Annotated in this window: 13 protein-coding genes; 7 read left to right on the top strand and 6 right to left on the bottom strand. The window is 49.4% G+C overall.

Annotated elements, in window-relative coordinates; genetic code table 11:
- The first annotated feature begins 155 nt into the window (after window positions 1-155).
- Window positions 156-1,775, top strand: coding sequence for a SulP family inorganic anion transporter (locus KWJ01_RS22335; protein ID WP_224999347.1), 1,620 nt, complete (start codon window positions 156-158; stop codon window positions 1,773-1,775).
- A gap of 96 nt (window positions 1,776-1,871) precedes the next feature.
- Window positions 1,872-2,483 (top strand): hypothetical protein, encoded by a 612-nt coding sequence (locus KWJ01_RS22330; RefSeq protein WP_224999346.1) that lies wholly within the window; start codon window positions 1,872-1,874, stop codon window positions 2,481-2,483.
- A gap of 30 nt (window positions 2,484-2,513) precedes the next feature.
- Here the strand turns inward: KWJ01_RS22330 and KWJ01_RS22325 are convergent, their stop codons facing one another.
- Together KWJ01_RS22325 and gcvT are read right to left on the bottom strand one after the other, a co-directional pair.
- Window positions 2,514-3,242 (bottom strand): 2-phosphosulfolactate phosphatase, encoded by a 729-nt coding sequence (locus KWJ01_RS22325; protein ID WP_224999345.1) that lies wholly within the window; start codon window positions 3,240-3,242, stop codon window positions 2,514-2,516.
- 36 nt (window positions 3,243-3,278) lie between these two features.
- Window positions 3,279-4,367: a glycine cleavage system aminomethyltransferase GcvT gene (gene gcvT / locus KWJ01_RS22320; protein WP_224999344.1), complete on the bottom strand. Its 1,089-nt coding sequence runs from the start codon at window positions 4,365-4,367 to the stop codon at window positions 3,279-3,281.
- Between the two features lie 401 nt (window positions 4,368-4,768).
- Between gcvT and KWJ01_RS22315 the strand changes: the two genes are divergently transcribed.
- Window positions 4,769-5,833 carry a bifunctional 3-deoxy-7-phosphoheptulonate synthase/chorismate mutase type II gene (locus tag KWJ01_RS22315; protein ID WP_224999343.1) on the top strand — a complete coding sequence of 355 codons (1,065 nt, stop codon included), beginning with the start codon at window positions 4,769-4,771 and terminating at the stop codon, window positions 5,831-5,833.
- A complete protein-coding gene (gene aroB, locus KWJ01_RS22310) occupies window positions 5,833-6,891 on the top strand; it encodes a 3-dehydroquinate synthase (protein ID WP_224999342.1) in 1,059 nt (352 codons plus the stop codon). The genes KWJ01_RS22315 and aroB overlap by 1 nt, the downstream gene beginning before the upstream one ends.
- A gap of 23 nt (window positions 6,892-6,914) precedes the next feature.
- Here aroB and KWJ01_RS22305 read toward each other — a convergent pair whose 3' ends face one another.
- Window positions 6,915-7,169, bottom strand: a complete 255-nt coding sequence (locus tag KWJ01_RS22305; protein ID WP_224999341.1) for a YtxH domain-containing protein — start codon at window positions 7,167-7,169, stop codon at window positions 6,915-6,917.
- Window positions 7,170-7,301: 132 nt separating this feature from the next.
- Between KWJ01_RS22305 and KWJ01_RS22300 the strand changes: the two genes are divergently transcribed.
- Window positions 7,302-8,537 (top strand): 3-phosphoshikimate 1-carboxyvinyltransferase, encoded by a 1,236-nt coding sequence (locus tag KWJ01_RS22300; protein WP_224999340.1) that lies wholly within the window; start codon window positions 7,302-7,304, stop codon window positions 8,535-8,537.
- Window positions 8,538-8,633: 96 nt separating this feature from the next.
- Here the strand turns inward: KWJ01_RS22300 and KWJ01_RS22295 are convergent, their stop codons facing one another.
- From KWJ01_RS22295 to KWJ01_RS22285, 3 genes are all read right to left on the bottom strand, one after another.
- On the bottom strand, window positions 8,634-9,437 hold the full coding sequence (locus tag KWJ01_RS22295; RefSeq protein ID WP_224999339.1) for an ABC transporter substrate-binding protein: 804 nt from the start codon (window positions 9,435-9,437) through the stop codon (window positions 8,634-8,636).
- 126 nt (window positions 9,438-9,563) lie between these two features.
- A complete protein-coding gene (locus KWJ01_RS22290; RefSeq protein ID WP_224999338.1) occupies window positions 9,564-10,016 on the bottom strand; it encodes a GNAT family N-acetyltransferase in 453 nt (150 codons plus the stop codon).
- Window positions 10,017-10,045: 29 nt separating this feature from the next.
- Window positions 10,046-11,128: a M42 family metallopeptidase gene (locus tag KWJ01_RS22285; protein ID WP_224999337.1), complete on the bottom strand. Its 1,083-nt coding sequence runs from the start codon at window positions 11,126-11,128 to the stop codon at window positions 10,046-10,048.
- Window positions 11,129-11,193: 65 nt separating this feature from the next.
- Between KWJ01_RS22285 and KWJ01_RS22280 the strand changes: the two genes are divergently transcribed.
- Together KWJ01_RS22280 and KWJ01_RS22275 are read left to right on the top strand one after the other, a co-directional pair.
- Window positions 11,194-11,946, top strand: coding sequence for a DUF4184 family protein (locus tag KWJ01_RS22280; RefSeq protein ID WP_224999336.1), 753 nt, complete (start codon window positions 11,194-11,196; stop codon window positions 11,944-11,946).
- Window positions 11,947-12,013: 67 nt separating this feature from the next.
- Window positions 12,014-13,459 (top strand): T9SS type A sorting domain-containing protein, encoded by a 1,446-nt coding sequence (locus KWJ01_RS22275; RefSeq protein ID WP_224999335.1) that lies wholly within the window; start codon window positions 12,014-12,016, stop codon window positions 13,457-13,459.
- Window positions 13,460-13,559: the final 100 nt, after the last annotated feature.

Below are 13,559 nucleotides of genomic sequence, written 5' to 3'. Positions count from 1 at the left end.
ATGCTATTCTAAATAATCAGGTTTTTATTAAGTAACATAAAACCGCAAACGTTACAGTACAAAATCTGCTTCTGCACCAGCGGATGTTCACGATTGAATTATTCTCTATCTTTGCCGGTTCATTTCCAGAATCAGGTTAATAGATAGTACAAATCGTGAAGTATACTTTATTTGACAAAAGCCAGGGTACGCTTAAGGACGAAATATTCTCAGGCCTTACCGTTGCCCTTGCACTGGTACCAGAGGCTGTTGCCTTTGCCTTTGTGGCTGGCGTATCGCCAATTGTAGGTTTGTATGGTGCCTTTATGATGGGCCTTATCACCTCCCTTCTTGGTGGCCGCCCGGGTATGATCTCCGGTGCCACCGGCGCCATGGCCGTGGTAATGGTAAGCCTGGTAAGTGAGGGTAACCAGCTGGGCGAAGGTATGGGACTGCAATTTTTATTTGCCACGCTGCTGCTTACAGGCCTTATACAGGCAGGCGCAGGCCTGCTAAAACTGGGCAAGTTTATCCGTATGGTGCCCCACCCGGTAATGATGGGCTTTGTAAATGGTTTGGCCATTGTCATTTTCCTATCGCAGCTGGGCATGTTTAAAACTGGTGGCGAGTGGTTAACAGGCACTACACTTTACTATATGCTGGCACTGGTAGCGCTCACCATGGCTATTATGTTCTTCCTGCCTAAGCTTACAAAAAAAGTACCGGCTGCACTTACTGCCATTATTGTTGTTTCGCTTATTGCCATCTTTGGTGGCTTTGAAACTGCAACGGTAAAAAGCTTTATCGTGGAAAGGGGCGGCACCGGCATTAGTGCAGGTTTGCCAACTTTTGCTGTACCCAGCATTCCTTTTACCCTGGATACACTCCTGTTCATCCTTCCGTACGCTGCAATTCTGGCCGCTATTGGCCTCATAGAATCCCTGATGACGCTCAACCTCATTGACGAGATTACAGAAACCCGCGGCAGCGGCAACCAGGAAAGTATTGCCCAGGGTGCTGCAAACATTGTTAATGGTTTCTTTGGTGGTATGGGTGGCTGCGCCATGATTGGCCAGAGCATCATCAACATCAAGGGTGGGGCACGCAACCGCCTTTCTGGCGTGGTGGCATCGCTGGCCCTGCTGGCCTTTATCCTTTTTGGTGCCGAATACATAGAAATGGTACCCATTGCCGCACTGGTAGGCGTTATGTTTATGGTGGTGATTGGCACCTTCTCCTGGGGTACCTTTAAAGTATGGAACAAAATACCAGCTACCGATACCATTGTAATTGTGCTGGTAACTGGTTTAACCGTAATTTTTGATCTGGCCATTGCTGTAGTGGCAGGCGTTATTGTATCTGCACTGGTGTTTGCCTGGGAAAATGCACTGCGCATCCGCGCCCGCAAGTTTGTAGATGAAAAAGGCATTAAACACTACGAGATTTTCGGACCACTTTTCTTTGGCTCCACGCAGCTGTTCATGTCCAAATTCGATGTGGCAAACGACCCGGAAGAAGTAATCATCGACTTTAAGGATTCTCGCATTGCAGACCAGTCGGCTATTGAAGCCATCAACAAACTGGATGAAAAGTACCTGCGTGCCGGCAAAACCCTGCACCTGCGCCACCTTAGCGCCGATTGTGTGCGCCTGATCAGGCGTGCAGAGAAGATCTGCGAGGTAAACGTACTGGAAGACCCTAACTACTTTGTAGCCATAGATACCTACAAAGCAAGCAGCAAAGCTAAAGAACGTGCGGCCGCAACTGCCTCTGGCGAGCTTGCTTTCAAGCATTAATAACAGGTGTTTTGATAGATCAAAAGCCATGTAGTGATAAGCTGCATGGCTTTTTTATTTTTGGGATAATCCTATATTCGCTTAAAACGGCACCATATGAAATTCGGTAAGTCATTTTGGATCAAGCTGGGCATCGAATCTCTGCTCATCGTTTTTAGTGTGTTGCTGGCATTGGCACTCAACGAGTACATGTCGCAAAACAAAGAAGACGAAAGAACAAAGCAGGCGCTGATAAGCATTCGGGAGGAACTGCGTGAAAATCAGAAAATAGTCAGGAACTGGCACCAGAACCACCGGGTGGCCCTAAAAAAGATTGAAGAGTACAGGGGAAGAACCGAGGCCTACGATAGCCTGGTAGTAAATCATCAGTTTCAGCTTAACAGGCTATTTGAAGGAACCCTTATCCCCAACCTTGTTCGCAGCACCGCCTGGGAAACCGCTAAAAGTACCGGTATTCTTCAAAATATTGAGGTACCTCTTGCTAACTCACTCTCGGAGACCTATGATGCACAAAAACTAGGTGTTAGCAATACCGCTGACAGGCTTATTAGCCTGATATTTGAAAGAGAAACACACCAGCAGGAGCGGGCGGCACAAACCCTGGTGCTGCTACAGTTCACAATGGCCGAACTGGTTGGCCAGGAATCTTACCTGATCTCTGCCTATGACGATATGCTGCAAAAGCTGGATGCCACCCTGGAGCAATAAAAAAGCCGGCTTATCACCGGCTTTATGCTTTTAATGTGCTACGCTTTCCAGCATTACCAGCTCATCGCCTTTCAGCACGGGAATTACCTGGTACACATCTTTCTCCAGGGAGAAACGAATATCATCTTCTACCCCAAACTTGCTAAGCCTGCGGGCATGGGAGGCCTGCATCAGGTAGTCGAACAGCTGGTTCTTTACAGTTTCGTAGAGCGTCATGGAAGCCAGGGGTGAGTCGCAGCAGGGCTCATGGGTATCTCTGAGCATGCTCACCAGCGCACCGGCAAACAGTGTATCTTCCATGTTAACCTTGCCCTTCCAGCCGGCACAAAGCAGCACCACATCTTCGGGCTGCTGGCGCAGGTAGCCGGCCAGGGCAGAGAGGTTTAAAAAGGCACCAATCAGCACCTGCTTGGCAAAAGGTGCCGAGCGTGTAATAGCCAGCGTACCATTGGTGGTGGTTACAGCCACTTTTTTTCCGGCGTAAGCGCCTTCCAGGTAGGCTCGCGGCGAATTGCCAAGATCAAAGCCAGCCACCTGCTCGCCACCCCGTTCGGCTGCAGTAAGGTAGCCCCTTTTGCCCAGCTGCTGGCACTCATCCAGGGTAGCTACCGGCCTGATGCTCTCCACGCCCTCTGCCAGTGCTGTTACCATGCAGGAGGTAGCACGCAGAATATCAATCACCACCACTATCTGTCCCTTCAGATCATATAAATTGATCAGCTCGGGGCTCAAACAAACATCTATCTGTCGATTATCCATATCTGTTGGTTTACACCGCTTTTATTTACTGCTGGCTTAGGCCTGGTAAAAAGGCATCTTCACCACCTCTGCCTTAAGCCTGCGGCCGCGAATATCTACAAAAATTTCGGATCCCGGCTGGGTAAATTCTTTTTTCAGATAGCCCATACCAATGCCCTGGCTCAGCGAGGGCGACATGGTGCCACTGGTAACAGTACCAATTTTATTTCCATCGGCATCTACCAGCTCATAGCCCTGGCGGGGTATGCCGCGGTCTATCATTCTAAAGCCACTTAACTGACGCTCAACACCGGTTTCTTTTTGTCTGCGCAGGTTTTCAGAATTATTAAATTCCTTGCTGAATTTGGTGATCCAGCCCAGGCGAGCCTCCAGGGGTGAGGTGGTATCGTCAATATCATTCCCATACAGGCAGTAACCCATCTCCAGGCGCAGCGTATCACGCGCACCTAAGCCTATAGGCTTTATGTTGTAGGGCTGGCCTGCTTTAAAAATCTTATCCCACACCTGCTCGGCATGCTGGTTTGGCACATAAAGCTCAAATCCGCCGGAGCCGGTATAGCCAGTGCCGGATATAATTACATCCGGAACACCTGCAAATTCACCCTTCACAAAATGATAAAAAGGGATATCGGCAAGCTTTACAGGCGTAAGTGATTGCAGGGCTTCTATAGCTTTTGGTCCCTGTACTGCAAAAAGCGATATTTTGTCTGATACATTATCCAGCATTACCTCGCCTTTGGCATACTGGCTGATCCAGTTCCAGTCTTTTTCGATGTTGGAGGCATTTACCACCAGCATGTACTCCTCCTCTGCAAGCTTGTATACGATCAGGTCGTCTATAATGCCGCCCTCCAGATTGGTCATGCAGCTGTACTGCGCCTGCCCTGTTTTTAATTTACTGATGTCGTTGGTGGTGACCAGCTGAATAAGCAGCTCTGCCTGGGGTCCGCGCACCATAAACTCACCCATATGCGACACATCAAATACTCCCACTCCCTCGCGCACGGTTTTGTGCTCCTCAATATCGGAGGTGTAACGTACAGGCATATTATAACCTGCAAAAGGCACCATTTTAGCACCCAGGGCCACATGTTTATCGTGTAAAGCAGTTTTTTTCAGTTCCATCAGCAATAGATTAAGATCTACGCAAAGCTAATTATTTCTATCAAAAGGCGATAGTTTATGGGGATGTTAGAAGGGAGAAGATAGATAATAGATGAGAGACAACAGACAATGTACTACAGAAGAACTGTGATGGACTTTGAGAGACTATAAATCTGTTGGTATGAGGCGTGACCCCTAAAGGATGGGATGGCATTTGTAGTTTTAAGCCTGTGGGCCACTGCATTGATAAGAATCCGGCGGCGCCCGAAAAGAAAATCCAAAAAATTACCTGCGCCCTGAAAACGTTTGAATTCACAATGCAGGCTATTACGGCAACATCACGGGCTTTGGCATCTGCTACCGCCAAATTCTTTGCATCAATTCCTGCATCTAACATATAAATAATTCTGTATTTTTGCCAAATGAAAGAATGGATGAGTCAATGGGGCAGGCAGCCCCTTGTTATTGCAGGCCCCTGCAGCGCCGAAACTTACGATCAGTTGTACACCACAGCCAAGGCTGTACGCGATCAGGGTATTAGACTGGTACGTGCCGGAGTATGGAAACCCCGGACCCGCCCCAATAACTTTGAGGGCGTTGGCGAAGAGGCCCTGTTCTGGATGGATGATATCCGCAAAGAACTAGATGTAGCCTTTGCCATAGAAGTTGGTAACCCACAGCACGTAGAGCTGGCCCTTAAGCATGATATTGATGTATTATGGATTGGTGCCCGCTCTACCGTAAACCCTTTTACCGTTCAGGAAATTGCCGAGGCACTCACAGGTACTGATAAGCCAATACTGGTTAAAAACCCGATCAACCCCGAGCTGGCCCTCTGGTTTGGTGCACTGGAGCGCCTGGCAAACCGCAACATCAAAAATCTGGGTGCCATTCACCGCGGCTTTAGCTTCTTTGGCGAAAGCCGCTTCCGTAACGTGCCTGCCTGGCATATGGCTATTGAGCTGAAGCGCGAAATGCCTGACCTGCCACTCATCTGCGACCCCAGCCACATTTCCGGCGACAGGAACATGATCCAGGAAATCTCCCAGATTGCCCTTGACCTGAACTATGATGGCCTTATTATAGAAACACATCCCGACCCCGTAAATGCCTGGAGCGATGCCAAGCAGCAGGTGAACCCTGCCATGCTGCACGATATTTTAAGAAGCCTGCGTTATCCCGAAGCTGCCAGCGAGCACCCCGAGTTCCGCAATAAGCTGGAGGAGATCCGTCATGGTATAGATGTGGCCGACCGCGAAATTCTGGAAGCCCTGCACCGCCGTATGCAGCTGGTAGACCAGATTGGCGAATATAAACGTGCTCACAACCTTACAGTGCTGGACCTGGATCGCTGGCAGGAGATCCTGGAAAGCCGCCAGAAGTGGGGCAAGCACCTTAACCTGAAAAAATCTTTTATCCGTGATTTGTACATGCTGATCCACCAGGGATCTATTCGCAGGCAAACCAAGATCATGAACAAGGACTAATGGCCATTCCCAAGCATGTGCTGATAGCGCCAATCGGGCAAAGCCTGGAACAAGTACTGCAAAACACCTCTTTCAGCAAGCTCTTTGTGCTCACTGATGAGAATACTGCAGCGCATTGCTACCCGCTTATCAGTAGTATTTTACCAGCAGAACACCTGCATTTTAGCGTGCCTGCCGGTGAGGAGCATAAAACCCTCCAGACCTGCAGCAGCATCTGGAGCCAGATGACCAGCGCCGGCCTCGACAGGCAGGCGCTGGTGATTAACCTGGGCGGTGGCGTTATTACCGATATGGGTGGTTTTTGTGCAGCCACCTACAAACGCGGGGTTCGCTTTATTAATATTCCTACAACGCTGCTCTCGCAGGTAGATGCCAGCGTGGGCGGCAAGCTGGGCGTAGATTTTGAAGGATATAAAAACCACATTGGCCTTTTTGGCGAGCCCGAGGCTGTACTGGCAGATCCTGTTTTTCTGAAAACCCTTTCACCAAGGGAGCTACGTTCCGGCTACGCAGAGGTAGTGAAGCATGCACTGATTGCCGATGCCGGCTACTGGCAAAAGCTACTGGAGCAGGAGCAGTGGCAGGAGCTGGACTGGCAAAACATCATCAGCCACAGCATTGGTGTAAAAGGAGATGTGGTGCTGCAGGACCCTACAGAAAAAGGACTGCGCAAGATCCTGAACTTTGGCCATACCCTTGGCCATGCCCTGGAAAGCTACCGGCTGGAGGGCAGCGCTGAGCAGCGCTTATTGCACGGTGAGGCTATTGCAGCAGGCATGATTTGCGAGGCATGGCTTTCGGCACAAAAGTGCGGCCTTTCTGAAGAGAGTTTAAAGGAAATTGCCCGCTACATCAGCAGTGTATGGCCCGAAACAATGGCTAAGCCAGAAGATATACCTGCCATACTGGGCAGGCTGGAGCAGGATAAGAAAAACGAAGGAAAGCAGGTGCTTTTTAGCTTACTGAAGGCCCCGGGAGAATCGGTGTATAACATTGCTGTTCAGCAGGCAGAGGCCCGGCAGGCCTTAGCGTGGTACATAAAAAAAGGCTGGCAGTAGTGCCAGCCCAGATTTATTAAGTATTAAGCGTTATCATCCACTTTTTGCTGCGCCTGCTCGCTAAGCCTTTCAGCTTCTTCTAATGCGTTATTCGCAAGGTCACGGATTTTAGCATATGATTGCTCCCACTGGTCTTCCAGATCGCTTAGCAGATCATCTGCCTGACGGGAAAGTTTTTCGCGGGTTACATCACCTTTGTCTGGAGCCATTAAAAGACCAATTGCTGCACCAGCAGCTGCACCGGCCAAAAAGGCCATAAATTTTCCTGAGTTGCCCATAGGAGATTTGAGGTTTTAGAATAAAAAAAATTGTATTAGCTAATTTAAAATAGAAGTAGAATCTTGATTCAACTTTAGAATACGGCCAATTTTAAGAAATTGTTTTGAATTTTAACAGGAAAATCATTTATCATGTCCGCAGCCTCCCTATCCATATATCCTAAGGCAACACTGCCACCGGTTACCATACAACTTCCTGCCTCTAAAAGCGAGAGCAACCGGGCGCTTATTATCCAGGCTCTTTGCAAACCCAGACCCAGCCTGCACAACCTTTCCGAAGCACGCGATACCCAAACCATGCAGCGCCTGCTGAACAGCGACGCACATGAGCTGGATGTGCTGGATGCCGGCACCACCATGCGTTTTCTGGCAGCCTACTGCGCCGCCAGCGGCCGCGAAGCCCTGCTTACCGGTACGCCCCGCATGCTGGAGCGCCCCATCGGGCCACTGGTAAATGCCCTGCAGCAATTAGGTGCCCCTATCAGCTATGCGGTAAAAGAAGGTTATCCTCCCCTGAAGATCGAAAAAAATTTTCAGCAGCAAACGGAGCGTCTAAGTATTCGCAGCGACATCAGCAGCCAGTTTATCTCTGCCCTGCTCATGATTGCCCCCAGCTTACCCAAAGGCCTGAAGCTGGAGCTGGTAGGCGCTATCAGCAGCCGCCCCTACATACAAATGACCCTCGACCTGATGGAGCACTTTGGCGCCCGCTGGCAGTGGGAGGGCAATACCATTGAAATAGCCCCCGGCGGCTACACCCCCAATGAGTACAGCATTGAGGGCGACTGGTCGGGTGCCAGCTATTGGTTTAGCCTGGTAGCCCTGGCAGATCAGGCAGAAATCTTTCTTCCCGATCTGCGCCAGCACTCCCTGCAGGGCGATAAGCGTGTAATCGAAATAATGGAGAAGCTGGGTGTAGGTACCCGCTGGGAAGGCAATGGTGTACACCTGTTTAAAACAGAAGCCCAACCCACTGTTGAGCAGGATTTTGACGACTGCCCTGACCTTGCCCAAACCATAGCCGTTTGTTGTGCGGCAAAAGGTGTTAGCGGTCGCTTTACCGGCCTGCACAGCCTGCGCATTAAAGAAACCGACCGCATTGCTGCGCTGCAGAACGAGCTGGGCAAAATAGGCGCCACCCTGCTGGAAGAAAAAGAAGGCAACGGTGCCTGGATATTAACTCCTTCCAAAGCCCTTCCCAAGCAGGTTTTTATCAACACCTACGACGACCACCGCATGGCCATGGCCTTTGCGCCCCTAGCCACCAAAATGGAAGTTACCCTTGAACATCCCGAAGTAGTAAACAAATCCTTCCCCCGCTTCTGGGAGCAGATTGAGCGGGCTGGGTTCGGTGTTGTGCGGGCATGAGTGAATGATGGACTGTGGGAGTGAGTGAATGAGCGGGTATTTCTTGCATCAGCTGTTAATATCGTGCAGTGGCTTCTTACTCACTCCCTCACTAAATCACTCCCTCACAACTATCCTCTCCTGCACCTCACGAAAATACTGTGGGGCTTGCAGCAGGCGGCTGCCGTACCAGCTGAACATTTCACCATCTACCAGCAGCAACTTTGATTTTGGCAAAAGCTCCTGCAGGGCAGCCATATGCTTTTCTTTAAAGGGGTATGGTTCTGATGACAACAGCACCACCTCGGGATTTAGCTGCTGCAGCGCTTCATCACTTAGCCGGGGGTAACGGGCACTATCTTCCAGCACATTTCTGAAACCACAGAGCTCCAGCATGTTGTGCACAAAGGTGGTGTTACCCACTCCCATCCAGGGGTTTTGCCAGATGAGGTATAGCACAGAAACAGGAGAAGCAAGAGGCAGTCCGGCAAACGCTTTTACAATGGTTGCTACCAGCTTTTCTGCTTCTTCATTCCTGTTGGTAAGCCCTCCCAGCATTCGCATCATTTGCAGCGCATCCTCCAGATTGTAGATGTCGCTCATCCAGACCGGAAACTCCCGGGCCAGTACCTCTATGGATTCCTGTTCATTTTCTTCTTTATTGCCAATAATCAGATCAGGCTGCAAGGCCTTTATCCTATCCAGCTGAGGTGTTTTAGTACCCCCTATCACCTTTTTTTGCTTTCGCCAGTGCTCCGGGTACAGGCAGAATTTGGTAAGCCCCACCACCTGCTCCTCCAGTTCCAGGGTATAGAGCAGCTCTGTTTGGGAGGGCACCAGTGAAATGATTCTCCGGGGAGGCCATTCTACTGTAATTTGCCGGCCCATCTGGTCGGTGAAGGTGGTGGATTTTCTATTCATTAGAAGTCTCTAAATTTATCGTTCATTTACGGCATCTGCGCTACAATCCAGTAATAATCCTGGTGCTTTGCACAATGAAGCATCCAGGCTGAAAGCTGCTGCAGTTGTTTAAACGCCTCTGCTTCGTTAGCTCAGCATTTTTCTCATCACTGGCAAATACCGGCCCGGAATTGTGCTTTCCTTTTGGCCCAGCACTTCAAACCCAAGCTTCTCGTAAAATGCTGTTGCATTCGGATCAGCATCCAGCATAATTGCTTCAGCCAACAACTGCTTACTCATTTCGATGGCATGCTCAGCCAGTAAGCTGCCAAGGCCGCAACCAATGTAGTCTGGCAGCACAAACAGAAAATCAAGAGATATAATGCTGCCAACCAAACCACTTAGGGCATAAAAGCCTACGATCTTACTACCACAGATGCACTTATACACGTGCCTTTCAGCAATATATTGTTCAGTAACAGTAAGCTCGTCTTTCCATTCGTTAAGTTGTTGCGGTGTATAATTCCAGTAGGCTTTCGAGGCCATAGCCAGCTCCGTCAGAAGACTGCTATCACCAGCCTTTGCGGCCTCAATTTTCATCTCTGCTATCCTTAAACACATTTTATCCATTAGAGCTTCTTAGCCTCCTGGATGTAGCGGAAATCGTGGTTAGCAGGTATTTCCTTCAGGAACTCTGCCATCAGGCGAATGATGTTCTCCACATCCTCCTTATGCACCACCTCTACGGTTGTGTGCATGTATTTGAGGGGCAGTGAAATCAGGGCAGAGGCCACGCCTTCGCTGGAGTAGGCAAAGGCATCTGTATCGGTACCGGTGGCGCGGCTGGCCGCCGCCCGCTGAAAGGGCACTTCGGCTCGCTGAGCCACATCTATGATCATTTGCTGCAGCTTATATTGAATGGCCGGCCCATATGTAAGTACTGGTCCCTTGCCACACTGCAGATCGCCGCTCACTATCTTATTATAGCCCGGAGATGTTGTATCATGAGTAACATCAGTAACCAAAGCAACATTTGGCCTGATGCGGTGGGCAATCATTTCGGCACCGCGCAAGCCTACCTCTTCCTGTACGGCATTCACTACATACAGGCCAAAATCGGGGCGAAAGCCTTCTTCGTGCAGCCGGCGGGCAACTTCTGCGATCATATAGCCACCAATGCGGTTATCAAGTGCACGGCCGCAGTAGTATTTATCATTCAGTTCCAGCAGTTCATCATCAAAAGTGATTACCGTACCTACATGGATGCCCATGTTTTCTACCTCCTCCCGACTACTGGCACCTACATCAATAAAAGTGTTTTCCTGGTTAGGCGAGGGCTCTCCCTCTTTTTTGCGCACATGTATGGCCGGCCAGCCAAAAACACCCTTCACCATTCCTTTACGTGTGTGCAGGTTAACCCGCTTGGAGGGCGCAATGGTAAAATCGGAGCCACCGTTCCTTTTCACATAAATGTAGCCCTGCTCAGTAATGTAATTTACAAACCAGCTTATTTCATCGGCATGAGCCTCTATCACAACCTTAAATTTCGCATCAGGATTAATCACCCCCACAGCCGTGCCGTAGGTATCCGTAAACCAGCTGTCTACGTAGGGCTTAATGTAATCGAGCCAGATTTCCTGTCCTGAACTCTCAAAACCGGTGGGCGAAGGATTATTAAGATACTTGTATAAAAATTTCTGATTTTCTTCCATAAAAAAACTATTCAACCGTAAGTACTATCTAGTTTACTCGCTAAAATAAATTTTTGTTGGCAATTATGCCTTTTACCTTAGCACATCCTGCGGGAGCCCTACCTTTAAAGTGGATAAAAAAAGACTGGTTTTCCACCACCGGGCTTGTGGTGGGCAGTATGGCACCCGACTATGAATATTTTTTAAAGCAGTACCCCAGCCCCAGCCTGGGAGAAACCCTGTGGGGAGCACTGCTGTTCGATTTGCCCCTTGCGCTGATCGTTGCGCTTATTTTTCACCTGCTGGTAAAGCGGCCCCTGATCCGCAACCTGCCCCAGCCTTATGACCATCGGCTGAGCGGCTACGCCCAGACTTCTTTTCTTGCCTACCTGGGCAAACACTGGCTGGTGTTCGTTTTCTCTATGTTACTGGGTATTGCCAGTCACTTTCTGCTCGATTGGTCTACACATCCGTTCAAAGGGCCTTTAGGCAACACGGCCTTCACAGAGGTAGTCACCATAGGATCGCTAAGAACCCGGCCACTTATTGTAGCAGAGCGTACCTTTGATGTGGTAGGAACGCTTGTGTTATTTCTGCTGATCATGCGCTTAAACAAACCAGCTTCGGCCTTCACAAAAGCTTCTGCTACCAACAAATGGATATTCTGGATACTTCTGTTTATAACCATTGGTCTTTTACTTGCATGGAACTGGTTTGAGAAAGGCGGCTTTGAGGGAGTGGGTGTAGGTGTTACTGTATTGATATGGGCTGTTGCTGCCGGTCTGGTGGCATCCTCTGTTTTGATACGCCTGCTGGAGCGAGGGCAGCACAGAAGTTAAAGTCTGGCTTTTGTTTTACAAGTCGCAGCATATCAGTATCTTGTGTTACACCTAAATTACTGCGCCGATGAACCCTTTTTTACATCGCCTGCCCCTGCTATGCTTTTTATTCACGGGCCTGTGCTTAATGGCATTCACAGCCACTGCTACCCATATTATAGGAGGCGAAATTACAGCACGCAGACTAGATGCCCAAAGTCTTACTTTCGAGATTACAGTAAGAGGCTACACTGATGCCAGTTCGGGGGTTGGCTTCAGTAGCAACGGTGTGCTTGATTTTGGTGATGGCACGGTAATGGATCTTATCAATAACGGCAACAATGTTATTCCAACACGTATCAGCGAGGGTGTGTGGGTACACGAATTTAAAATAACACATACTTACCCAACCGGCGGCACTTACACTATTTCCTTTCGCGAGCTTTACCGCAATAGTTCTATTTTGAATATTGAAAATTCGTCTGATACACCCTTTTATGCAGAAACTGCAATCAAGATAGATTCTTTTCTTGGTCCTAACAGCAGCCCGGTATTCACAAGACCTCCTGTTGAAACTGCTTTTGCTGGCAAAACCTACCACCACCAGCCTGGCGCAACAGATCCTGACGGTGACAGCCTCTCTTACAGGCTAGTTCGCCCCCTGCAGGATAGAAGTACGCAAGTGCTTAATTATCGCTTTCCTCATCGCGTTTTTCCGCAGGGAGACAGCAGAAATGGAACCCAGGAACTGGGAGGCACTCCAGCCTTCACCATTAATCCTTATAGCGGCGATATTAGCTGGGATGCCCCCGGTACTACAGGCGAATATACCATTGCCTTTGCCGTAGATGAATGGAGAGAGGTAAATGGACAGTATTACCTGATGGGTTATGTAGTCCGCGATATGCTGGTTAAGGTAGTTGATGCCGAAGCAGATCTTTATCCGCAGCTTAGCATGCCTTTTTCCTCTGCCCGGGTTAACCCAACTGCCGGCGAAGCTGTAAGCTGGACGATTACGGCCACAGCTCCCTCTCCTTCCGACAGCGTAGTGCTGGAGCTATGGGGTGATTTTCTGCCACGATCCGGTGCAACCATAAGCAGCAGCAGGGTAAGGGCAACAGGCGAAGCATCTATCACCATCAGCTGGACGGGCGAGGCAGATCTGGGCCAGCATTATCAGCTCATTGCCAGATCTTATTTCCCCGAACAGCCCCAGCATACCCGCAACCGCATTACCACCCTCTACTACGATCCTGCTTCGCCACTGGGCCTGAATGATTCTAAAATTTCCACAGCCACCATATTTCCCAATCCTTTGGCAGAAAGCACCTTTTTCATCAGCATACCCGAAACTGCAGGTAAAAAGGCTGTGCTACAGGTTTTTGACATGAAGGGCAGCCTTGTACACCGGCAAACCTTTGCAGCTTTTGAGGAGCAGCAGGCTGTAGCATTACCAGGAGCAAAACAGGGCATGTACCTGGTTCACCTGGCGTGCCAGGGGCAGGTATACAGGAGTAAGCTGGTGGTACAGTAAAGCATTAAAAAAAAGGGCCGCTGGTGTAGCGGCCTCTTTCATTTCTTTTGAACTTTAATGTACGTCATCGCCACGAAGGTGGGAATCTGCTTGTTATATC

Source organism: Cesiribacter sp. SM1, assembly GCF_020178975.1.
Taxonomy (GTDB): Bacteria; Bacteroidota; Bacteroidia; order Cytophagales; family Cyclobacteriaceae; genus Cesiribacter.
The sequence above is the reverse complement of the archived record's forward strand: the minus strand, read 5'-3'. Positions and strand labels throughout refer to the sequence as shown.